The sequence below is a fragment of the Thiomicrorhabdus indica genome (assembly GCF_004293625.1).
In the GTDB taxonomy this organism is placed as follows: Bacteria; Pseudomonadota; Gammaproteobacteria; order Thiomicrospirales; family Thiomicrospiraceae; genus Thiomicrorhabdus; species Thiomicrorhabdus indica.
Genome location: NZ_CP033040.1, coordinates 418,908 through 440,574, shown reverse-complemented (window position 1 = coordinate 440,574; position 21,667 = coordinate 418,908). Strand labels below are relative to the sequence as shown.

At 43.2% G+C, this 21,667-nt stretch carries 19 protein-coding genes and 4 tRNA genes; 8 read left to right on the top strand and 15 right to left on the bottom strand.

Going from position 1 to position 21,667, the window contains the following annotated elements; genetic code table 11:
• Nucleotides 1-190 precede the first annotated feature (190 nt).
• The 12 genes from rplL to D9T12_RS01745 form a co-directional block, all read right to left on the bottom strand.
• Nucleotides 191-559 carry a 50S ribosomal protein L7/L12 gene (gene rplL / locus D9T12_RS01800; protein ID WP_130536568.1) on the bottom strand — a complete coding sequence of 123 codons (369 nt, stop codon included), beginning with the start codon at nucleotides 557-559 and terminating at the stop codon, nucleotides 191-193.
• Between the two features lie 52 nt (nucleotides 560-611).
• Complete coding sequence (gene rplJ, locus D9T12_RS01795) at nucleotides 612-1,106, bottom strand: 50S ribosomal protein L10 (protein WP_130536567.1); 495 nt, start codon at nucleotides 1,104-1,106, stop codon at nucleotides 612-614.
• A gap of 180 nt (nucleotides 1,107-1,286) precedes the next feature.
• Nucleotides 1,287-1,976 (bottom strand): 50S ribosomal protein L1, encoded by a 690-nt coding sequence (rplA, locus tag D9T12_RS01790; RefSeq protein ID WP_130536566.1) that lies wholly within the window; start codon nucleotides 1,974-1,976, stop codon nucleotides 1,287-1,289.
• A gap of 4 nt (nucleotides 1,977-1,980) precedes the next feature.
• A complete protein-coding gene (gene rplK, locus D9T12_RS01785) occupies nucleotides 1,981-2,409 on the bottom strand; it encodes a 50S ribosomal protein L11 (protein WP_130536565.1) in 429 nt (142 codons plus the stop codon).
• Nucleotides 2,410-2,481: 72 nt separating this feature from the next.
• Entirely contained in the window at nucleotides 2,482-3,015 is a 534-nt protein-coding gene (gene nusG / locus D9T12_RS01780) for a transcription termination/antitermination protein NusG (RefSeq protein WP_130536564.1), read from the bottom strand.
• A 3-nt stretch (nucleotides 3,016-3,018) separates the two neighbouring features.
• Nucleotides 3,019-3,396: a preprotein translocase subunit SecE gene (gene secE / locus D9T12_RS01775; protein ID WP_130536563.1), complete on the bottom strand. Its 378-nt coding sequence runs from the start codon at nucleotides 3,394-3,396 to the stop codon at nucleotides 3,019-3,021.
• A gap of 66 nt (nucleotides 3,397-3,462) precedes the next feature.
• Nucleotides 3,463-3,539 (bottom strand) — tRNA-Trp (locus D9T12_RS01770).
• 59 nt (nucleotides 3,540-3,598) lie between these two features.
• Nucleotides 3,599-4,783, bottom strand: coding sequence for an elongation factor Tu (gene tuf / locus D9T12_RS01765; RefSeq protein ID WP_130536562.1), 1,185 nt, complete (start codon nucleotides 4,781-4,783; stop codon nucleotides 3,599-3,601).
• Nucleotides 4,784-4,860: 77 nt separating this feature from the next.
• Nucleotides 4,861-4,936: transfer RNA gene (locus tag D9T12_RS01760), tRNA-Thr, on the bottom strand.
• 57 nt (nucleotides 4,937-4,993) lie between these two features.
• Nucleotides 4,994-5,068, bottom strand: a tRNA-Gly gene (locus D9T12_RS01755).
• Nucleotide 5,069: 1 nt separating this feature from the next.
• Nucleotides 5,070-5,154, bottom strand: a tRNA-Tyr gene (locus D9T12_RS01750).
• Between the two features lie 154 nt (nucleotides 5,155-5,308).
• Nucleotides 5,309-6,055 carry a TSUP family transporter gene (locus tag D9T12_RS01745; protein WP_130536561.1) on the bottom strand — a complete coding sequence of 249 codons (747 nt, stop codon included), beginning with the start codon at nucleotides 6,053-6,055 and terminating at the stop codon, nucleotides 5,309-5,311.
• Between the two features lie 58 nt (nucleotides 6,056-6,113).
• On the opposite strand from D9T12_RS01745, the gene D9T12_RS01740 reads away from it, so the two are divergent.
• Nucleotides 6,114-6,881: a pseudouridine synthase gene (locus tag D9T12_RS01740; protein WP_130536560.1), complete on the top strand. Its 768-nt coding sequence runs from the start codon at nucleotides 6,114-6,116 to the stop codon at nucleotides 6,879-6,881.
• A 158-nt stretch (nucleotides 6,882-7,039) separates the two neighbouring features.
• Entirely contained in the window at nucleotides 7,040-8,347 is a 1,308-nt protein-coding gene (locus tag D9T12_RS01735; RefSeq protein WP_130538485.1) for an adenosylmethionine--8-amino-7-oxononanoate transaminase, read from the top strand.
• Nucleotides 8,348-8,360: 13 nt separating this feature from the next.
• Here D9T12_RS01735 and D9T12_RS01730 read toward each other — a convergent pair whose 3' ends face one another.
• The 3 genes from D9T12_RS01730 to D9T12_RS01720 form a co-directional block, all read right to left on the bottom strand.
• On the bottom strand, nucleotides 8,361-9,413 hold the full coding sequence (locus D9T12_RS01730; RefSeq protein ID WP_130536559.1) for an ABC transporter ATP-binding protein: 1,053 nt from the start codon (nucleotides 9,411-9,413) through the stop codon (nucleotides 8,361-8,363).
• 5 nt (nucleotides 9,414-9,418) lie between these two features.
• The gene (locus D9T12_RS01725) at nucleotides 9,419-11,044 is read right to left on the bottom strand and encodes an ABC transporter permease (protein WP_130536558.1); all 1,626 of its coding nucleotides are present in this window, start codon (nucleotides 11,042-11,044) and stop codon (nucleotides 9,419-9,421) included.
• 105 nt (nucleotides 11,045-11,149) lie between these two features.
• Complete coding sequence (locus D9T12_RS01720; RefSeq protein ID WP_130536557.1) at nucleotides 11,150-12,181, bottom strand: Fe(3+) ABC transporter substrate-binding protein; 1,032 nt, start codon at nucleotides 12,179-12,181, stop codon at nucleotides 11,150-11,152.
• Between the two features lie 322 nt (nucleotides 12,182-12,503).
• Here D9T12_RS01720 and D9T12_RS01715 point away from each other — a divergent pair, with 322 nt between their 5' ends.
• The 6 genes from D9T12_RS01715 (at nucleotide 12,504) to D9T12_RS01690 (ending at nucleotide 21,480) form a co-directional block, all read left to right on the top strand.
• Nucleotides 12,504-13,184, top strand: coding sequence for a response regulator transcription factor (locus tag D9T12_RS01715; RefSeq protein ID WP_130536556.1), 681 nt, complete (start codon nucleotides 12,504-12,506; stop codon nucleotides 13,182-13,184).
• A gap of 73 nt (nucleotides 13,185-13,257) precedes the next feature.
• A complete protein-coding gene (locus tag D9T12_RS01710; protein WP_130536555.1) occupies nucleotides 13,258-14,574 on the top strand; it encodes a sensor histidine kinase in 1,317 nt (438 codons plus the stop codon).
• 107 nt (nucleotides 14,575-14,681) lie between these two features.
• On the top strand, nucleotides 14,682-15,803 hold the full coding sequence (locus D9T12_RS01705) for an efflux RND transporter periplasmic adaptor subunit (protein WP_130536554.1): 1,122 nt from the start codon (nucleotides 14,682-14,684) through the stop codon (nucleotides 15,801-15,803).
• Nucleotides 15,804-15,806: 3 nt separating this feature from the next.
• Nucleotides 15,807-18,881: an efflux RND transporter permease subunit gene (locus D9T12_RS01700; RefSeq protein WP_130536553.1), complete on the top strand. Its 3,075-nt coding sequence runs from the start codon at nucleotides 15,807-15,809 to the stop codon at nucleotides 18,879-18,881.
• Nucleotides 18,882-18,947: 66 nt separating this feature from the next.
• Nucleotides 18,948-19,244, top strand: a complete 297-nt coding sequence (locus D9T12_RS01695; protein WP_130536552.1) for a hypothetical protein — start codon at nucleotides 18,948-18,950, stop codon at nucleotides 19,242-19,244.
• A 256-nt stretch (nucleotides 19,245-19,500) separates the two neighbouring features.
• Nucleotides 19,501-21,480 (top strand): BCCT family transporter, encoded by a 1,980-nt coding sequence (locus D9T12_RS01690; RefSeq protein ID WP_130536551.1) that lies wholly within the window; start codon nucleotides 19,501-19,503, stop codon nucleotides 21,478-21,480.
• Nucleotides 21,481-21,667 lie beyond the last annotated feature (187 nt).

The following is a 21,667-nucleotide window of genomic DNA, read 5'->3' as shown; positions in this document are numbered from 1 at the left end:
TTTAGCACTCTTCGCAACAATCTTAATTAACATTTTGTTATTGGGAATGCATAAAACTGTAGTAGCTCCGAAAGTTATGCACAACTTATAAACAGATTACTAACACACTTTTACACACTGTTAAAACGAGAAAAGGCCGGCGTCAAAAACGCCAGCCAATTCATGCTGTTTATCAGCTATCGAACCAAAATTACTTGATTTCGACTTCGATACCAGCTTCTTTAAGGTCGTTAGCCATAGCTTCAGCTTCTTCCTTAGACACTGCTTCTTTAAGCGTGAATGGAGCACCTTCAACAGCTGCTTTCGCTTCTTTAAGACCAAGACCAGTTGCACCACGTACCGCTTTGATCGCAGCAACTTTGTTGTCACCAGCGCCAGTTAGGATAACGTCGAATTCTGTTTTCTCTTCAGCTGCTTCACCACCAGCTGCAGGACCAGCTGCAACCATTGCTGCAGCAGAAACGCCGAACTTTTCTTCCATTGCTTCAACTAGTTCAACAACTTCCATTACAGACATTTCAGCTACTGCATTTAAAATATCATCTTTTGATACAGACATTGTAATCTCCAAAAATTAAATCTGATTAATATAAAAACTATAAAAAGGGTAATTAAGCCGCTTCTTTTTGTTCTTTGATCGCAGTAAGTGCGCGAGCAAGTTTTGCAACAGGCTCTTTCATAACAAATAGAAGTTTCGCAACTGCTTCATCGTAAGTAGGTAGAGCAGCAACTTGCGCTAGTGACTCTGGACCCATGCAACCTTCACCAATCGATAGTGAACGCACAACAAGAGCATCATTGTCTTTTGCGAAGTTTTTGAAAACACGCGCAGCATTACCTAGCTCTTCACCAGAGAATGCATAGATAAGCGGACCCGTAAAAGAATCAGCCATGTCTTCAAATTTCGTACCTTGAATCGCACGACGTGCAAGCGTGTTTTTAACAACACGAATTTGCACATTCGCTTCACGAGCTGCAGCACGAAGGTTGGTTAATTGCTCTACAGTCAAACCACGATATTCAGCTGCAACCATTGAACCAGCTTCTGCAGCAACTGCAGACACTTCTTCAACAATAAGCTTTTTATCTTCGATATTGAGTGCCATATAACCTCCATTAAAGTTTGATAGTGGCCTATCAAACCGGACCATCTACGTAGGCTTAATAAGATTAAGAGTGTGCTTTACACTCACCTACGGTCTGCGATGGGCACTCACAAATCAAATTAGATTGGAGACCCAATTCGCAAATAATGCCTGCACCTAATTTATTAGGCGCAACCATCATTATAGTGATGACTGATCAACTGTTAGGCCTGGACCCATAGTTGAAGAAACAGTCACTTTCTTAACGTATGTACCTTTAGCAGAAGCTGGTTTTGCTTTGTTAAGGTCATCCATTAAGGCATTTAAGTTTTCTTTCAGCTTATCAGCATCAAATGCAACTGTACCGATAGACGCGTGAACGATACCAGACTTATCTGCACGGAAACGAACCTGACCGGCTTTCGCTTTTTGGATTGCTCCAACAACATCAGGAGTTACCGTACCAGTCTTAGGGTTAGGCATAAGACCACGAGGACCTAGAACCTGACCTAGCATACCGACAACACGCATAGCATCTGGAGATGCGATTACCACATCAAAATCCATCATGCCGCCTTTAATTTCAGCTGCTAGCTCATCCATACCAACAAAGTCAGCACCTGCTTCTTTAGCCGCTGCTTCATTCGCTTCACCAGTAAAAACTGCTACACGAACATCTTTACCAGTACCGTTAGGCATAACCGTTGCGCCACGCACAACCTGGTCAGATTTACGTGGATCGATACCTAGACGAATTGCAACATCAACAGATTCAGTGAATTTTGCTGTTGCAAGCTCTTTTACCAAGTCGAAACCTTCAACTACATCATATGATTTAGTTGCATCTACTTTTTCAGCGATTAGCTTTTGTTTTTTAGTTAGTTTTGCCATTCTATTAACCCTCTACATTTAGACCCATAGAACGAGCAGAACCAGCGATAATTTTAACCGCAGTATCTAGATCGTTTGCGTTCAAATCAGCCATTTTAGTGTTTGCAATTTCTTCAAGTTGCGCACGAGTTACCGTACCAACTTTATCCATATTAGGAACTGCAGAACCTGACTTAATACCAGCCGCTTTTTTCAAAAGAACTGACGCTGGAGGAGTCTTGGTAACAAACGTGAATGATTTATCACTAAATACAGTGATAACAACAGGAATTGGAAGTCCTTTTTCCATGCTCTGAGTTTGCGCATTGAACGCCTTACAGAACTCCATGATGTTAACACCGTGTTGACCTAGCGCAGGACCAACCGGTGGACTAGGGTTTGCATTACCAGCTCCGATTTGAAGCTTGATGTAACCATCAATTTTCTTAGCCATTTTAGCTTTCTCCGTTTTGGGTCAAACATTACTCAGTATCGTTTGATACTTTTCACTTCCCGATTAAAAATTTTAGCTTTTCTCTACTTGCGTAAACTCAAGCTCAACTGGTGTAGAACGACCAAAAATCAAAACAGAAACCTGTAATTTATTTTTCTCGTAATCCACACCTTCAACAACCGCCTCAAAATCTTTGAAGGGACCATCGATAACACGAACCATCTCACCTGGTTCGTAAATAACCTTAGGACGAGGTTTCTCATCCTTCGTATTCACACGCTGCAGAATTCGATCTGCTTCAGCCTGTGAAATCGGTGCTGGACGATCAGACGTTCCACCGATAAAGCCCATGACATTTGGAACACTTTTCACCAGATGCCAAGTATCTTCATTCATTTCCATCTGAACTAAAACATAACCCGGAAAGAATTTACGCTCAGAAGTACGCTTCTTTCCGTCGCGAATCTCAACAACTTCTTCCGAAGGAACTAAAATTTCACCGAACATTTTGTCCAGCTCAGCACGCTCAGCATATTCGCGCAAACCTTCTTTGACTTTATTCTCATAACCAGAATAAGCGTGAACTACATACCATCTTTGTGCCATTTGTTATCCCTGTCCTGTTAATAGCTTGACTGCCCATAAAAAGAACATGTCAATCAACCATAGAAAGATACCCATCAAAATAACTACCACAAAGACAATCAAAGTCATTTGCACTGTCTCAGGACGCGTTGGCCAAACTACTTGACGCACTTCTCGCTTAGCTAGATTTAAGTACTGAAACCAGCTTTTCCCTTTTGCTGTTTGATAAAGAATAAACAGTGACACCAATACACCTGCAACCAGTCCAAGAACACGAACAACAGCATGCGCTTGATCATAAGTGTAATAACCAATCAAAGTTGCAACTAAAACACCAATAGATGCTAATAATTTAATGGTATCCAGGGAATTACCTTTCGAACTTTCGACTTCTTTACTCATAAATCTTCAGCTTAAACTAAAAAAACGACCCGTATCTCTTCAAAGAAATACGAGTCGTTATATGTATGGCAGGGGTAGAGGGATTCGAACCCCCAACACCCGGATTTGGAATCCGGTGCTCTACCAATTGGAGCTATACCCCTGTAGGGCTTTCATAAAAAAAGCGCATTATACAGCGCTTTTTTTACTAGTGCAATGTTAATTAGTCGATAATTTTCGCAACAACACCCGCACCAACTGTACGACCACCTTCACGGATAGCGAAACGTAGACCGTCTGCCATTGCGATTGGGTTGATCAACTCTACAGTCATTTGTACGTTATCACCAGGCATTACCATTTCTGTTCCTGCTGGTAGTTCACACGCACCCGTTACATCCGTTGTACGGAAGTAGAACTGTGGACGGTAACCGTTGAAGAATGGAGTGTGACGTCCACCTTCGTCTTTTGATAGTACGTATACTTCAGCTTCAAACTTAGTGTGTGGAGTAACTGTACCTTTGTGCGCTAGTACTTGACCACGCTCAATGTCTTCACGCTTCGTACCACGTAGCAGGATACCTACGTTATCACCTGCTTCACCTTGATCAAGCAGTTTACGGAACATTTCAACACCCGTTACTGTAGTTGTTTGAGTATCACGGATACCAACGATCTCGATCTCTTCACCAACCTTAACAACACCTGTCTCAACACGTCCTGTTGCTACCGTTCCACGACCTTGGATTGAGAAGATATCTTCTACAGGCATTAGGAATGGCTTGTCAGTTTCACGAGTTGGCTCTGGAATGTAAGTATCTAGAGCTTCAACTAGTTCACCGATCTTCTCAACGTATGCTGCATCACCTTCGATTGCTTTTAGAGCTGAACCGATGATTACTGGCGTATCGTCACCTGGGAATTCGTACTCGTCTAGTAGCTCACGAACTTCCATTTCTACTAGTTCTAGTAGCTCTTCATCGTCAACCATATCCGCTTTGTTTAGGAATACGACGATGTAAGGAACACCAACCTGACGTGAAAGCAGGATGTGCTCACGAGTTTGTGGCATCGGGCCATCTGCTGCTGAACATACTAGAATCGCACCGTCCATCTGTGCAGCACCAGTGATCATGTTTTTAACATAGTCAGCGTGCCCTGGGCAGTCTACGTGTGCATAGTGACGTGTTTCTGATTCATACTCAACGTGTGCTGTTGAGATTGTGATACCACGCTCACGCTCTTCTGGAGCGTTATCGATGTTTGCGTAATCTTTTACATCACCACCAAATTTCGCACCCTGTACGATAGTTAGTGCCGCAGTTAGAGTCGTTTTACCATGGTCAACGTGACCGATAGTACCTACGTTAACGTGCGGCTTGGAACGTTCAAACTTTTCTTTTGCCATGATTGCAAACTCCATGTTAGCTGCGACCCAACCTTTCGGCAGAAATCGTCGGCTTTTGTGAAAAATCAAAAGATAAATGGAGCTTCCAGCCAGGATCGAACTGGCGACCTCATCCTTACCATGGATGCGCTCTACCGACTGAGCTATGGAAGCGGTATTTATTAAAAAAGCCCTCCTAGACAACAAGTCACAAGAGAGCTTTCTAAAAACTGGAGCGGGTAGGCGGAATCGAACCCCCATCATCGGCTTGGAAGGCCGAGGTAATAGCCATTATACGATACCCGCATGGTGGAGGGTGATGGATTCGAACCATCGAAGGCATAGCCAGCAGATTTACAGTCTGCCCCCTTTGGCCGCTCGGGAAACCCTCCAAATTGTTGTGCGTATTCTAAAGTTTTTTAACTGAGTGTCAACAAATTCCTTAGAAACGAGTCAAAGTGCATCAGATGTCTGACTTGGCCTCTTCAACTGGGTGCGTATTTTAGGGCTTTCTTTACAAATGACAAGTCTTTTTTTAAAAAAAATTTAAAAACTGCCATTTAACAAGGTCACAATTAAGCCAATTGAGCTAACCACCAGCAACATACCACCCATTACACGCTTAAATAAACTGTTGTTATGCAAGATAAATTCATGCGCCTTCAGTCCAACAATATGGCCTATTGCCGCCACCGGAATCAACATTAATGCCGTTTGAAACTCTATCGTCACATCCAAGATAACAAACGTACTCATCTTGATAGTCACCAAAATAAACCACAAAACAAATAACGTATTTCGCAATAAATTTGCTGCAACATGACGTGCAAACACCGCAACCATTAATGGCGCCCCTGTCAGACTCGTGCCAGCGACATACCCACCTAAAACTAGCAAGGTTCTATCTACCCACGAATTTTCCGAATGAATGGCCTTATCTAGCATCCACATCAAGGCGTAAAAAATGGTAATACTATAGACAAAAATGACTAACCAACTCGTTGGCAAACTCACTAAACCAAACACCCCCAACAAAGTTGGCGGCAAAATCCAACCCAAACTGCGTTTCAAATAATCCCAATCGACTTGCTTTAGTGCCTTACTCAATGTCAGACTTGAGAAAAAAAGTAAATGCACGCCAATAATTGGCAACCAATAAAGCAGATTGTCCTCAATCATTAACATGAATGGCAAACCCAGTGCAGCCCCACCAAACCCTAGCCCAGTACGAACAAATCCAGTCCAAACAAAAATCAGTGCAATTAGCACCCACTCAATCGTCGTAAATTCCACAGGCTTTCCCAAATTAAAGATTTAAAATACGCACAAAGTTTAAGCACAGGAAAAACAAATGCAAACGCATTGCTATTTACAAAGTTTCAAAATACTTTACCAAGACGATTGCTTAGTCGCGATACATAAACCAGCCGGTTTACTCGTTCACCGCTCACCAATAGACAAACACGAAACGCAATTTGCGGTGCAACTCACTCGTGATGAAATCAACCGGCCGGTATTTCCTGTACACCGTTTAGACAAGGCAACTTCAGGATTATTATTGTTTGCTTTAGATTCTGATTCAGCAAGATGTTTAGGTGAACAATTCCAAAACCACAGTCTACAAAAAACCTATCTAGCCTTAACACGTGGCTGGAGTTTACCGGCCGGTAACATTGACAAACCACTGCTTTACAAAAAAGACAAATACGGTGACAAAGACAAACAGCAACCAACTGAACCGCAAGATGCCTTAACAGAATATACTTGTCTTGGACAAACCACTCTCGACAAAACTTTGGGGAAATTTGAACAACAACGTTATTCGTTATTGGAATTGCGCCCTAAAACCGGACGAAAGCACCAAATCCGACGTCATCTGAACGGCATTGCCCACCCTATTATTGGCGATGTAAAATATGGCGACCGCCATCACAATCACCTATTTAATGATTGGCGTGGTTATCACCGCCTATATTTAGCCGCAACCTCATTGACCTTTAAGCACCCTTCAACGAATGAAAGCATTACCATTCAAGTCCCGCTACAAAATGATTTTGTTGAAACACTCACCGCACTCAATTTAGACTGTGCGATGTTGAATCATTATCAAAACCCTTAACTTCACCTTATTGCGGTGTGTTGGTTCGTGCTACCAAAAAGCGTCGAAGTACCCATTCGGGCATAAAGCCAAAGATGGCCTGAGCCGAGCGATCTTGGATGATTTTACAGCGACTTTTTGGAGTAGTAACCGACACAGCGCCAACCGAAAGCTTAATTATGAACAACTCCGACCACTGGCAATTCCTAATCGACTTTGACCAACAGCACATTTGGCACCCTTATTCTTCTTCACCCAATCCCATTCCGCCGATTGGTGTCAAAAAGACCCAAGGCTCACTCATCACCCTAGCAGACAATCAAGAAGTGGTTGATGGCATGAGTTCGTGGTGGGCGGCAATTCATGGCTACAATCACCCTACGGTGATGCAAGCAATGAAAGACCAAATCGACCAAATGCCGCATATTATGTTCGGCGGCCTGACTCACGAACCAGCAATAGAACTTGCCAAGCGATTAATCAAATTGACACCGGCCGGTTTAGATAAAGTTTTCTTTGCTGATTCGGGTTCGGTTTCAATGGAAGTTGCCATTAAGATTGCTTTGCAATATTGGATCAGCAAAGACCGGCCGGTGAAAAATAAGATGCTTTCGATTCGTAATGGTTATCACGGTGACACCTTTGCAACTATGGCAGTATGCGATCCAGTCAACGGCATGCACCACCTGTTTAACGACGTGCTTCGCAAAAGCATTTTCGCCCCCGCACCGCAGATGGGTTTTGATATTCAATCCGACAATTCTGATATTGAAGAACTTGAGGCGATTTTAAAAGACCATCATCACGAAATCGCGGCTCTGACTTTAGAGCCGATTGTTCAAGGCGCAGGCGGCATGCGTTTTTACCGGCCGGCTTATTTACAAGCCGTTCGTGAACTCTGCACAAAGTACGATGTCCTGATGATTGCCGATGAAATCGCCACCGGATTTGGCCGCACCGGAAAACTCTTCGCTTGCGAATGGGCAGAAATTACGCCTGATATTATGACGATTGGTAAAGCACTCACCGGTGGCAACTTAACCATGGCGGCCATGCTCTGTACCGATGAAATTAGCAACACCATCTGCCAAGGCGAACCCGGAGTTCTCATGCACGGGCCAACCTTTATGGCCAATCCACTCGCCTGCGCCACTGCCATTGCCAGCATTGATGTGCTAATAAACAGCCCATGGCAGGACAATATCGCCAATATCGAACAACACCTCAAAACCGAACTCTCACCATTGTCCGAGTTGGAAGGCGTAAAAGACGTGCGCGTTTTAGGCGCAATTGGCGTAATTGAACTGGAAAGGAACGACTTAGGCCCACAAATCCAAGCCGCCTGCCTAGAAAACGGCGCATGGATTCGCCCGTTTGGAAAACTGATTTACACCATGCCGGCGTTTAATATACCGGCCGGTGAATTATTACAACTGACAGACGCAGTGAAGCAAGCGGTCAAAACCGTGCTAGAAGAATCGTTATAAGACTTCGTTAAAACTACTCTACTAAATTTTTAGCAAAGACAATTGCGTGATCCATTTCCAATTGAATGCCGATTTTTGAGCCAACGGGATGATCATGATGGGACTGACTCATACACATGACTTTCTCACCACTTGGTAGTTTTAGCGTAAACAAAAAATGCGATCCTCGGAAGGCTCGATTCACCACCTCTAACTGCCAGTCACTCTCATCATCGTGGATAATATCATCAGGCCGCACTAAAACCATCACCTCTTCGCCAGAGGCCGTTCCGGTCGGCAGATGGGTTTTTAATAATCCTAATTCCGTATGCACCGCACGACAGTCGCAAACACTGCCGCTAATCAAAGAGCCTTGACCAATAAAGTCGGCAATAAACGGGTGATGCGGCTGGTGGTAGAGGTTGTATGGCGTGTCCCATTGCAGCAATTTACCATCTTTTAAAACGCCAACCGAATCCGCCATGGCAAAGGCTTCATTTTGATTGTGTGTGACCATCAAAGCACTAATCCCTTCGGTTTTCAAAATGTCGCGAACTTCACGCGCCAGAGACTCACGCAATTCAACATCCAACCCTGAAAACGGCTCATCCATTAACAGAATTTTGGGCTTAGGAGCCAAAGCTCTGGCAAGCGCAACTCGCTGTTGCTGACCGCCAGAAAGCTGGTGTGGATAACGCTTACCAACCTCCGGCAACCCAATCAGCGATAACAACTGCTCAATACGTTGCTTTTTTTCTTGCTGAGTTTTTCCATCCAGACCAAACGCGATATTGTCATAAATCGTCATATGTGGAAACAGCGCATAATCTTGAAACACCATGCCAATATGACGTTCTTCGGTCGACACCATTTTTTTTGGGGTCGACATTAATTCACCGGCAATCGAAATCTCCCCCCCTTCAATGGGGTGAAGCCCTGCAATAGTTCGTAACAAGGTGGTTTTTCCACAACCACTTGGCCCAAGCAAACAGCCAATTTCACCATTGGCCAAACGCAAATCAACCCGATCCACCGCAAGATGTGATTTATGACTGGCTCGAATTTTTTGCAACAACAACTCAGGCATAGACACTATCCACTTCGTTTATCCATTAACTTACTTAAAATAATCACCGGAATCAGACTGGTGAGTACAATCAACAATGCTGGCAATCCGGCATCTGCAAGACGCTCATCAGCAGCCATCTCATAAGCTTTAATTGATAGGGTATCAAAATTAAACGGTCTTAAAATCAACGTCGTAGGTAACTCTTTGAGCACCTCGACAAAGACTAAAATCAATGCGGTAATCAGACTGGTATGCATTAAGGGCAAATGAATGCGCCCCATAATTGTCCAAGAAGAAGCGCCCAAGGTACGCGCCGAGTCATCCATGGAAGGTTTAATTCTCGCAAGCCCAGATTCTACAGACTGCAATGCTACCGATAGAAAACGTACCATATAGGCAAATACCAGTGCAAACAACGTGCCCGACAAAATCAAACCGGTTGATATCTCATAGTTTTCATAGAAAAAATCATCGACGGTCTTATCAAACCATGCCAAAGGAATAATAATCGCAATCGCCAAAACTGTTCCTGGAACCGCGTAACCCAAATGCGCCACCTGCACAAACTGCTTAACACGAGACAGGTTACTCATTCGCTTGGCGTAGGCTAAAAACACGGCGACCGCAACCGTGGCCACTGCAGTAATCAGAGCTAATGAGAAACTATTCCACGTCAGTTCAAAAAAATCACTATTTAAGTTTGTCTCTGCAGTGGTCAATGACCAGTACAACAACTGTCCACTTGGCACCAAAAAACCCAACAAAATCGGTAAAAAGCACACTGCAAAAGCGAATACATTTTTTTTGCCTGTCAGCTGTACATAATCAGAAGCATCGGTTTTCACATCCCCTACATAATAGCGCTGCTGCTGACGAGACCAACGTTCAACCAGAATTAGAATACCGACAAATGACAACAAAACGAGGGATAACTGCATCGCGGTATTGGTGTCATCCAAGCCTGACCAAGTTCGGTAAATCCCTGTAGTAAAGGTATCCACACCAAAATGTTGTACCGCGCCAAAATCCGCCAAGGTCTCCATTAAGGCGAGCGTTACACCGGCAATAATCGCTGGACGCGCCATCGGCAAAGCGACTTGAAAAAAACTTTTTACCGGTCCGGCTCCAAGTGTCCGACTGACCTCCAAAGCTTTTTGGCTACTTGAACCAAAAGCACTGCGGCTTAGCAAATAAACATACGGATAAAGAACAAGTGAAAACAGTAGTACTGCACCACCCAGTGACCGAACCTCAGGGAACCATTGAGAAACACCAAAACCGAATACTTCTCTCAAAGCGCTTTGCACCGGCCCCTCAAATTCCAACAAACCGGTATAGGTGTATGCACTAATGTATGCGGGCATTGCCAGCGGCAAAAGTAACGCCCAATGGAGCCAACGGCTTCCAGTAAATTGGTAATGACTAATCAACCAAGCCGCCGGCACCCCTAAAAGCAAAGTGCCAAACGCCACGCCAAACATCAAAACCAAAGAGTTGATAATGTATTCCGGCAACAAGGTGTCTAATAAGTGTTGCCAATTATCATTTCCAAACTGGAAAACAAAAGAGGCTAACACCCAAATTGGAATCGTTAACACGAATGCCAACAGCAAAGTGCTTAGTAACCAAAACTTTGGTGATTTTGTCATACAGCTCTCAAAAACAGCAAAGCCCCGAATAAACGGGGCATACGCATAAATCTACAATTTTTACTTGGCGAATGTCCAAGCAGCAACAGCAATGCAAACTAAAAATTAACGCCAGTTCGCACGATCCATAATTTTAACCGCTTGTGGATTCAGCTCACCCAACTTTGACAAGTTTAAATGATCGCTATGAAACTCTCCCCAAGATTTGAGGGTATCGCTTGGTTCAACGCCATCCATCACCGGATATTCGTTGTTCGTTTTCGCGTACCATTCCTGCGCAGGTTTCGACAACATAAACTCAATCAATTTATTGGCACTTTCAATGTTTTTGGCTGACTTGGTAATCGCAATCCCACTCACATTAATATGGGTTCCGCGATCCTTCTGATTTGGCCAGAACACAGCCACTTGATTCGCTGCTTCTTGTTGCGCTTCATCAGAACCGTTCAACATTTGTCCAAGATAATAGGTATTCACGACCGCTAAATCGCATTGTCCCGCAGCAACGGCCATCACTTGATCGCGATCCCCCCCTTTCGGCTTACGTGCCATATTAGCAACCAGACCTTTCGCCCATTCAGCAGTGGCTTCCTCACCTTTGTGCGAAATCATTGATGCAACCAGAGATTGGTTGTAAATATTGCCAGAAGAGCGGATGCAGATTTTATTCTTCCATTTTGAATCAGTGAGTGATTCATAAGTCGACAAATCCTGAGGATTCACGCGATCTTTCGCATAGACAATGACACGTGCACGCGTCGTTAACCCCAACCACAGACCGTCTTTATCCTGCAAACTTGCAGGCACTTTTTTCAAAAGCTCTGGAGAAATACTCGCTTGCAAAACTCCCGCTTCTTTCGCACGATGTAATCGACCCGCATCGGTTGTAATTAATACATCCGCCGGTGAACGACGTCCTTCCGATTCAAGACGTTTTAGCAAAGCATCGGCTTTACTGGTAATTAAGTTGACTTGAATCCCCGTTTGTTTTGAGAAGTCTTCCAACAAAGGTGCGATTAATTGCGCTTTGCGAGCTGAGTATACATTTAACTCTTCTTGAGCACTTGCATGCATTGGCATTGCGACTGCCAACGCCATTAAAGAAGTGGTTAACCATTGCCATTTTACAAATTTCATAAACTCCCCCATATGATTTTGAATGGTCTAAATGATAATTTATGGCAAATAATAAACCGAAAACCAACTGTAAACAATAACAATTCTTATTTTCTTTACTGAAAAAAGAGACCTTCAGAATTTGTTAAAACTTTTTTTGTCTAAAAAATTCAGACATTTTTCAAGCATATTTGACTTTCTATTTGTCGTAAACACTTAAAAAGAGCTACTATTTTTGTGACTACCGATATTTAGTCGACTATTTAAAGAGTTTTCAACTGCAGGCGGCTGGCGTTCCACATAATGGGAAGTCAGCACAGCTATCCAAACGAAAGAGGCCAATGTGAAGCTACTGATTGTCGAAGATGAACAAAAATTGCTCGATATTCTGAATCAAAGTTTTCAGGACTTGGGCGCTTTAGTCGACTGTGCAACCAATGGCGAACAAGCATTGATTTCCTTGACTCAAGTAAAATATGACGTGGTCATTTTAGATTTAGGTTTACCACAACTACCTGGCATTGAGGTACTTAAAAGAGTTCGAGCAAGTGGCCTCAACCAATCCACCCCAATTTTAATTCTGAGTGCCCGTAATAGTTGGCAAGAACGTGTTCAAGGATTGCAAGCTGGTGCAGATGACTATTTAGGAAAACCGTTTGAGTTTGAGGAACTTAATGCCCGTCTTCTCGCATTATTTCGTCGTTCAACCCCCCAACCTCATCAATCCATGGAGCTAAGTTTTTGCAATCTAACTTTGAGCTTAGAAACAAAAAGCGTCACTATTCACAATCAAGAACACAGCCTAACTAAAACGGAATTTCGCTTACTGGAATACTTTATGCGCCACCCAAATAAGATATTGTCTAAAAACCAATTAATTGAGCGTATCAGCGATCACAACCAAAATCATGAAAGCAATGTGATTGAAGTTTATATTCGTAAACTGCGGAAAAAAATAGGCCGTCACTTGATCGAAACCCATCGTGGATTAGGTTATAAAATGACCTGCAATACAGATTCATAGGCACTCTACAAAATAACTTTACCGGCCGGAGTTTTGAGTTATTCAAACTATTAACCCAACCTTAGGATTTCACATGAAAAGTCGTTTTAAATCTTTAAAATCACAACTTTTGGTAGGGTTAGTCAGCGGCATTGCTCTGGTATTCGCTCTATTTTGGTGGCTCTCGCAAACCGCACTCCATAATTTAAGTGAAAAATATGTTCTCACCCGATTGGAGCACGATATTGATTTAATTGTTGACCATTTAATTCAAACAAGTGATCGGATTACCTTAGACCAATCCAGTCTTGGGCCAATCTATCTAGCACCATACAGCGGCCACTACTATGCAATTCAAACACCCCAACAAACCATTTACTCAGCCTCATTAAATCACTCTGATTTAAATCTTCCTGTATTAAGCGAATCCAAACAAGTGTTCGAAATGAAGGGGCCAGTAGAAAATAAATTATTAATGCTCGTGCAACATCGTGAAATTTTTGGCCAGCCGATTACAGTCTATGTTGCGGAAAATCATGACCCCATCCAAGAAGTCATTGTCGAATTCGACACGCAATACGCGCTACTCACTCTGATGGCAATTTTCAGTGTTTACCTATTACAAGCACAAATCCTGCGTCGCACTTTCAATCGTTTAAAACCTTTAGAAACAAAGCTTCAAGCTTTTCAACTGGGACACAATGTACAGTTTGATCCGCACGATTACCCTATAGAAGTGCGCAATTTAGTTAACAGTTTGAATTTAGCCTTAAAAACATCCAAACAACAATTTGAGCAAACTCGTGCCCGCAATAGCGATTTATCGCACAGTTTAAAGACCCCGTTAAATCTGATTTTCCAACTGTTAAATTCAGCAGAGCTCCAACAACATCCACAACTCAAACAATCAATTGCTGATGAAGCAGAAAAAATTCTGCAAAAGATCGAATACGAGCTCAAAGTCGAACGCTTCGCACAGCAGCAATCAATCAAAGAACAGCTACCAATGCAATCAGTGGTCGAAAATATTGTGCAAGGTTTGCAACAAATCCATCAAGCCAAAGCCATCGAGTTCAAAATAAATATCGAACCAAATCTTAAGCTTTCAATTGAACAAGAAGACGCCTATGAACTTCTTGGCAACCTGCTCGACAACGCTTGTAAATGGTGCCGTTCTGAAGTTCACTTAACCCTGTCATCGCAGCAACTAATCATTGAAGACAATGGACAAGCACCTCCTGCTGAAGAACGACAAAAACTTGGCCAAAGAGGCTATCGACTGGATGAATCTCAACCCGGGCATGGAATCGGTCTATCGATTGTAAAACGGTTGATTGAAGCTTATGGTTGGGATTGGCAACTCAGCGCTTCAGACCAGGGTGGACTTAAAGTGGTTGTTCATTTTAATTAACCCAATCATTTTTTCACCATTAATAAAAAATTTTCAGAGTTTTCAGGTTCATTTCAGCTTCACCTCGTAAGATTTGAGCTACATTCGATTCCATAAGGTCTTTGAACATGAAAATGTTACGTCAAGCATGGCAAACGCCATTCATCGTTGTTTACTGTTTAGTTAGCTTTCACAGTGCGAACGCTCAGAACATTCAATTTACTGAAGAACAGCAGCAAGCGACTTCTATCCAAACCGCTACAGTCGAACGCCCAAACACTTTTCCAAGCCAATGGTTTCTTGGTCATTTAGACGTGTTGAACCAAGCAGAACAAACCATTAGCTCTCCACTGACAGGAAAAATTAGCAAAATTTATAAACATTCAGGGCATGTCATGCCCAATGAACCCTTAATCGATATGATTAGTCCTAAAGTCGCTGGACTGCAAAGTGAACTGCTTACGACCATCGCAAAGCTAACGGCGGCTTATAAAGACCTAACTCGCCTGCAAGGATTAAGCAGAAGCGGCAGTGCCTCGACCAAAGATTATCAAACAACAAAAGCGGAAGTCGCCAGCTTGCAAGCAACACAATCGGAAATGGAACAAAGCCTCTTGAATTACGGTTTTGCAAATTCTGCACTTCAACAGCTCAAACAAACAGGCAAACTTCAAGCGTCACTGGTCACCATAAAATCAGCCGTAGAAGCTGAGATTCATGATGTGACCGTTATCCCTGGGCAAAACATGGATGAATATCAACCTCTCATGACATTAATCAACCATGAAAATTTAATGGTTAAGGTACCTGTTCCAATCAACCAAACAGCTGGACTAAAAATCGGCGACATGGCAACCGTTAAGATTGGCAATCAAACCCTAAATGCTCTCGTATTTTTTATTCCGCATCACCTTGATGTCTTAACGCAAACACAAGAAGTTCAACTGCAATTTTCGGACAACATTGAAAACTTAAATTTGAATTTAAACCAACGAGTCAAAGTTCAGTTTGAACAAACAACATCAAAGACTCTTTATAGAGCCCCACTAAAAAGCCTAACGCAAGCAGATGGTCAAGACATCGTATTCGCCGAAGTGAAACCGGGAAAATATGAAATGATCGATATAAATGTCGTGACCATCGAACAAAACAGTATGTATTTCCAAACCTTGAAAACCGAGCCACTAAAGAAAGTCGTTTCTCAAGGCACGACTGCACTCAAATTAGCGCTTGGCGCTGAAGAGGAGTAATTCGTGTTAGAACGTTTTTTACAATTCTTTTTAGTCCAACGAATGTTTGTTTTATTGCTGATTGCTGCTTTAGCAGTCGGCGGCTGGCAAGCATTTAAAAACCTCCCTATTGATGCGTTCCCAGAAGTCTCTCCGACGCAGGTAAAAATGATTTTCAAAGCGCCGGGAATGACACCCACTGAAGTCGAGCAACGCGTGCTTGCACCACTGGAAATGGAGCTATTGGGTCTTCCCAATCAAGAAGTGTTACGCTCCCTTGCAAAATACAGCATTGCAGATATTACACTCGACTTCCGTGAAGGCACAGATATCTATTGGGCTCGTCAACAAGTTGCCGAGCGCTTAAACAGTATAGATTTACCGGCCGGTGTCACAGGTGGCATGGCACCAATGTCAACACCTTTGAGTGAAGTGTTTATGTTCACCATCGAAAGTGACAACCTGAACAACATGGAAAAACGGGATCTCCTTGACTGGGTCATTCGCCCTGCACTCCGTTCTGTCAAAGGGGTTGCAGATGTCAATGCCTTAGGAGGCTTAGCCAGAACCTTTGTGGTGGAACCCGATTTTGAACAGATGGCAAGTCTGGGTATCACGATGGATGAACTGGTCTCAACTCTAGAGAAAAACAACCAGAATGATGGTGCCGGCCGGTTAAATATGGCTGAAGAAGTTCTATTGGTGCGCTCAATCGGGGCTTTGGAAACGATTCAAGATATCCAACAACTTGTCGTGAAAGTTCATAATGACATTACCGTCACACTCGGACAAATTGCACGGGTTAAAATCCAAGAAATTTATCGCAATGGTGCTGTCACGCAGAACGGCAACAGCGAAGCAGTACAAGGCATTATTGTCGCTCTCAAAGGTGCGAATGCCCGACAACTAATTATGGATGTTGAAACACGTATTGATGATCTTTCGGTCGCACTTCCTAAAGGTACCGAAATCAGTGTGTTCTACAACCGAAGCGACTTGATTAATACTGCAATAGGCAGTGTTTCCAAAGCACTGCTGGAAGCCGTCGCTCTGGTCTTAATCGTTCTATTATTATTCTTAGGCAATATTCGTGCGGCTCTCGCTGTCGCGGTCATCCTTCCTTTGGCGGCATTGCTGACCTTTATTCTCATGCGCTGGTTTGACTTATCGGCCAATCTCATGTCATTAGGCGGCTTGGCGATAGCGATTGGTATTTTGGTAGATGCTGCAGTAGTCGTGGTTGAAAACATTGTTGCCCAACAAGAACGTGCACTCAATCAACCTCGCATGACTCGTTTACATGTCATTTTTCGAGCCCTTAAAGAAGTCGCTATTCCTGTCATTTCAGGGATCCTGATTATTATTGTCGTATTCCTGCCACTTCTAACCCTAGAAGGGATTGAAGGTAAACTATTCACCCCCGTTGCTGTCACAATTATTATGGCGCTTGCCAGTTCACTGCTACTCTCTTTGACCGTCATTCCAACTCTGTCTTCCTTCATTCTCGGAACGCCTAAACATGAAGAGCCTTGGCTGATTCGACAAATTTCTAAAGTGTATCAACCGCTACTCATTTGGAGCTTGCAACATGCAAAAATCGTGATTGGCTTGGCACTGGCAGCCTTTGTCATTGCAGGTGTTTTATTTACGCAAGTTGGTAAAACGTTTATGCCGCAAATGGACGAAGGCGACCTGATTTTACAAATTGAAAAAACGCCATCGATTAGTTTAGAAACCTCAATTCAGCTTGATCAGCGTATTCAAACTGCTCTAATGCGTGAGATTCCAGAAATCAAACGTATTGTGGCTCGCTTGGGTTCCGATGAACTGGGGCTTGATCCCATGAGCTTAAATGACACCGACAGTTTTTTGGTACTCCATCCCAAAGATCAGTGGCGCATGGACTCAAAAGAAGCACTGGTAGATGAAATCCGTAGCACGCTTGAAAAATTCTTTCCAGGGATCGGCTACGCCTTTACACAACCGATTCAGATGCGAACAGAAGAAATGCTTTCGGGCGCACGTGGAGATGTCGTTATCAATATTTTTGGTGATAACCCTCTAGAACTTTCCGAAGTTGCACAAGCTGTGGCCAAAATGGCAGAAGACATCGAAGGTTCTCGTGATGTCTTTACCGCAACCAATGATGGCTTGCGCTATTTGCAAGTCGAGATCAAACGCGATCAAGCTGCACGTTTAGGCGTATCGATTCAAGATGTACAACAGTTATTGCGTGTACAAATCAATGGTTTGGAAGTTGGCACCCTCTACCAAGGCATTCGACAAATTCCTTTAATGATCCGCGGCTCACTGGAAACAAAGTCGTCAATTGATGCCATGCTTGATCAGCCGGTTTCACTGCAAACATCTAAAGGCCTAAAAACCGTCTACTTAAAGCAATTGGTTTCAATTGCCGAAGTCACTGGCCCAGTTATGGTTCAGCGCGAACAAAGTAAACGCTTTGCCGTGGTTTCAGTCAATGTTGAAGGACGTGATTTAGTTGGCTTCGTTGAAGAGGCTAAGGAACTTGCAAAACATTTAAATTTACCGGCCGGTTACTATTTTGAATGGGGTGGAGAGTTTGAAAACCAACAACGTGCTGCTGAACGCTTATCCGTAGTCATTCCGGTGGCATTAGGGTTAATTTTCATTATTCTATTCAGCACCTTCGGCTCAGTTAAACAAGCTCTGATGGTCATGGGAAATGTTCCCTTTGCATTGATCGGAGGCGTATTTGCGCTCTGGGCAACCAATGAATATCTATCTGTTCCAGCCTCCGTTGGGTTTATCGCTCTGCTCGGGATTGCTGTCCTAAATGGTGTGGTCTTGATCAGCTACTTCAACCAACTTCGATCACAAGGGTTAGAAATCAAGGAAGTCGTTCTACAAGGTGCAATGCGCCGACTCAGACCTGTACTAATGACCGCCTCAATTGCCGCACTTGGATTAATTCCATTAGTTTTTGCTACTGGGCCGGGCTCTGAAGTTCAGCGACCTTTGGCAATCGTTGTCATTGGAGGCTTAATTACCTCCACCATTTTGACCTTGTTATTAATGCCCATGGTTTATCAAAAATTCATGAGCAAGTCACAAAATTAACGCTTTATTCTTTCCCGAATTGGTAACACGATTTGGGGAAGTATCAGATCTGGAGCTTTATCAGCCATGCAGAATTTAACCGAACATTTCACACTATCCATTCGTGTTCATGAGTCACACTATGATCGTGTCACCGAATGGCTTCTAGCCTACCCTCACCAAAACCTAGAATTCGCCGCTCAACCTTTGAATCTCCATTGGCAAACGCTTAATACAGCGCAAGAAAAAGTCTCAGGGTTTCAAGCCGGCTTCGAATTTCAAGTCGATATTTCAAAAACGGACTTAGAGACTTTACGCCAACACCTTGAAAATAAACTCAGTGAAGTAGCACATCAAATTCGCATCCAAACTTGCTGGCTATAACACTTTGAAATGACACCCTTAGCCACCAAGACCCATAAATTCAATGAATTTATTACATAAAATATACATTCTAGGTCTTTAATTTACAGCCGGCAAAAAACTGTGTTACTTTAAAAAGTCTATATTTTTCGAGTGATGTTTTTTTCATTAAACTTCTCGCAAAAATCTGCTTCTTTTTGAGGATTTTGTGGGAAGTCTGTTTTTTAAGACAATTGCTTGGAGCCGACCCCAAAGTTTTTAACCCTAAGGAGAGCCCATGTCAGACGAACCTGCGATTCAAGGCAAACTGCACCCGCCGGTATTTTTCACCTCATCTATTCTCGTCATTTTATTACTGATTTATGCGGCAGCTATGCCCGAACATGCTGAAAATACTTTTAGTAGTCTGCAAGCTGTCATCATTGAAAATGGCGGCTGGTTCTATATTTTGACTGCAGCGATTTTGCTCATTACAGTCACATTCCTAGGTCTCTCTCAATATGGCGATATTAAATTAGGGCCTGACCATGCATCTCCTGATTACACTAATCTCACTTGGTTTTCGATGCTATTTTCTGCGGGAATGGGGATTGGTTTAATGTTTTTCGGTGTCGCAGAACCTGTGATGCACTTTTTAGCGCCGCCGGTTGCTGAAGCGCAAACTGTCGAAGCCGCGCGCGAAGCGATGAAAATCACATTCTTTCACTGGGGTCTTCATGCTTGGGCAATTTATGCCATCGTTGCCTTGATACTCGCTTTTTTTAGCTATCGTCACGGACTGCCTTTAACGCTCCGATCTGCACTTTATCCTATTATTGGAGAAAGAGTCTACGGTCCAATTGGGCATGCAGTCGATATCTTTGCCGTGATCGGAACAATTTTTGGAATAGCCACTTCTTTAGGTTACGGCGTTTTACAAATGAACTCCGGATTAAATGTGTTGTTCGATGTACCAGTCGGAGTGGTCACACAAATCATCTTGATTATCGCTGTAACGACCTTAGCAGCAGTCTCAGTTGCAACTGGTTTGGATAAAGGAATCCGTCGCTTATCAGAACTAAACATGAGCTTGGCGGTGATTCTTCTGATATTGGTTCTGTCTCTAGGTTCCACCGTCTTCTTACTTCAAGCATTGATTCAAAATGCTGGAACCTATATATCGGATATAGTGCGTGTTACCTTCAACCTCTTTGCTTACGAAAAAACTGATTGGATTGGTGGTTGGACAATTTTCTACTGGGCTTGGTGGTTAGCATGGGCTCCTTTTGTAGGATTATTCATCGCTCGCGTCTCTAGAGGCCGAACCATTCGAGAGTTCGCTGCAGGTGTTCTTTTTGTGCCGGTGGGTTTCAGTATGATGTGGTTTACGTTCTTTGGGAACTCAGCCATCGACATGATTTTAAATCAAGGCGTTGAATCTCTTGGCAAAGCCGTCTCCAACGATGTCGCCATCGCATTATTTGCCTTTTTAGAGCAGCTCCCTCTCGGAGAGTTCCTGTCATTTTTAGCAATCATAATGGTCATCATCTTCTTCGTCACCTCTGCTGATTCTGGTGCTATGGTAGTCAATATGCTTTGCTCAAATGGTGAAGACAATACGCCATTATGGCAAAGACTTTATTGGGTAATTGGTATTGGACTTATCGCGGTCATCCTTCTTTTAGCCGGTGGTCTAGGCGCTTTACAAACTATGACTATTGCCAGTGCCTTACCATTCTCTGCTGTCTTGTTGATTGCAACCTACGGGCTAATCAAAGCGTTACGCGTGGACATTACCAAGCGTGAAACGCTACAGACCAATATTTCGCCAACTCTCAGTAATGATAGTGACCAAAACTGGCAAGATCGTTTACAAAACATCGTCGACTACCCAAGCCAAGACAAGGTAAATCGCTACATTCAAAACACTGTTTTAAAGGCGTTCCAAGATGTCGCCAAAGAATTGGAGAAACTGGATGTCAAAGTCGTTGTTGAAAACCTCACAGATAAAGATCGTGTGCAATTAAAAGTTGAACATGGAGATGAAACCGACTTCCTCTATGAAGTGCGCAGTCGCTCACATCTAAAGCCGGCCTATACCACGGAAGAACTCCCTGAAGACCAACTGGATGAAAAAGCACACTACTACCGTGCAGAAGTTCATTTGATGGAAGGTGGTCAGGATTATGATGTGATGGGTTGGTCAAAAAATGCCATGATCAATGACATTATTGACCATTACCATAAGCACATGCATTTCTTACATGTCATGCGCTAATTCATCTACATAATCATTTTTTTAGAAATCAGCTCGTCAGGCCATGCGCCTCACGGGCTTTTTGATGGTTTCAAATTACCTTAAATCAATTAGCATTAACTAATGCATATCAATTGGCACTAAAAATGTTTACTATTCGAGTTAATTAGACATTCTTATAAAACACGACTCAGTGATTCAACCCGCA

Bases quoted from the DNA above. Each gene is read 5' to 3' on its own strand.
- secE (WP_130536563.1), bottom strand. From the start codon at position 3,396: ATGAGTAAAGAAGTCGAAAGTTCGAAAGGTAATTCCCTGGATACCATT.
- rplJ (WP_130536567.1), bottom strand. From the start codon at position 1,106: ATGGCACTCAATATCGAAGATAAAAAGCTTATTGTTGAAGAAGTGTCT.
- D9T12_RS01735 (WP_130538485.1), top strand. From the start codon at position 7,040: ATGAACAACTCCGACCACTGGCAATTCCTAATCGACTTTGACCAACAG.
- D9T12_RS01710 (WP_130536555.1), top strand. From the start codon at position 13,258: ATGAAAAGTCGTTTTAAATCTTTAAAATCACAACTTTTGGTAGGGTTA.
- D9T12_RS01695 (WP_130536552.1), top strand. From the start codon at position 18,948: ATGCAGAATTTAACCGAACATTTCACACTATCCATTCGTGTTCATGAG.
- D9T12_RS01720 (WP_130536557.1), bottom strand. From the start codon at position 12,181: ATGAAATTTGTAAAATGGCAATGGTTAACCACTTCTTTAATGGCGTTG.
- nusG (WP_130536564.1), bottom strand. From the start codon at position 3,015: ATGGCACAAAGATGGTATGTAGTTCACGCTTATTCTGGTTATGAGAAT.
- rplA (WP_130536566.1), bottom strand. From the start codon at position 1,976: ATGGCAAAACTAACTAAAAAACAAAAGCTAATCGCTGAAAAAGTAGAT.
- D9T12_RS01725 (WP_130536558.1), bottom strand. From the start codon at position 11,044: ATGACAAAATCACCAAAGTTTTGGTTACTAAGCACTTTGCTGTTGGCA.
- D9T12_RS01690 (WP_130536551.1), top strand. From the start codon at position 19,501: ATGTCAGACGAACCTGCGATTCAAGGCAAACTGCACCCGCCGGTATTT.
- D9T12_RS01740 (WP_130536560.1), top strand. From the start codon at position 6,114: ATGCAAACGCATTGCTATTTACAAAGTTTCAAAATACTTTACCAAGAC.
- tuf (WP_130536562.1), bottom strand. From the start codon at position 4,783: ATGGCAAAAGAAAAGTTTGAACGTTCCAAGCCGCACGTTAACGTAGGT.
- rplK (WP_130536565.1), bottom strand. From the start codon at position 2,409: ATGGCTAAGAAAATTGATGGTTACATCAAGCTTCAAATCGGAGCTGGT.
- D9T12_RS01730 (WP_130536559.1), bottom strand. From the start codon at position 9,413: ATGCCTGAGTTGTTGTTGCAAAAAATTCGAGCCAGTCATAAATCACAT.
- D9T12_RS01705 (WP_130536554.1), top strand. From the start codon at position 14,682: ATGAAAATGTTACGTCAAGCATGGCAAACGCCATTCATCGTTGTTTAC.
- rplL (WP_130536568.1), bottom strand. From the start codon at position 559: ATGTCTGTATCAAAAGATGATATTTTAAATGCAGTAGCTGAAATGTCT.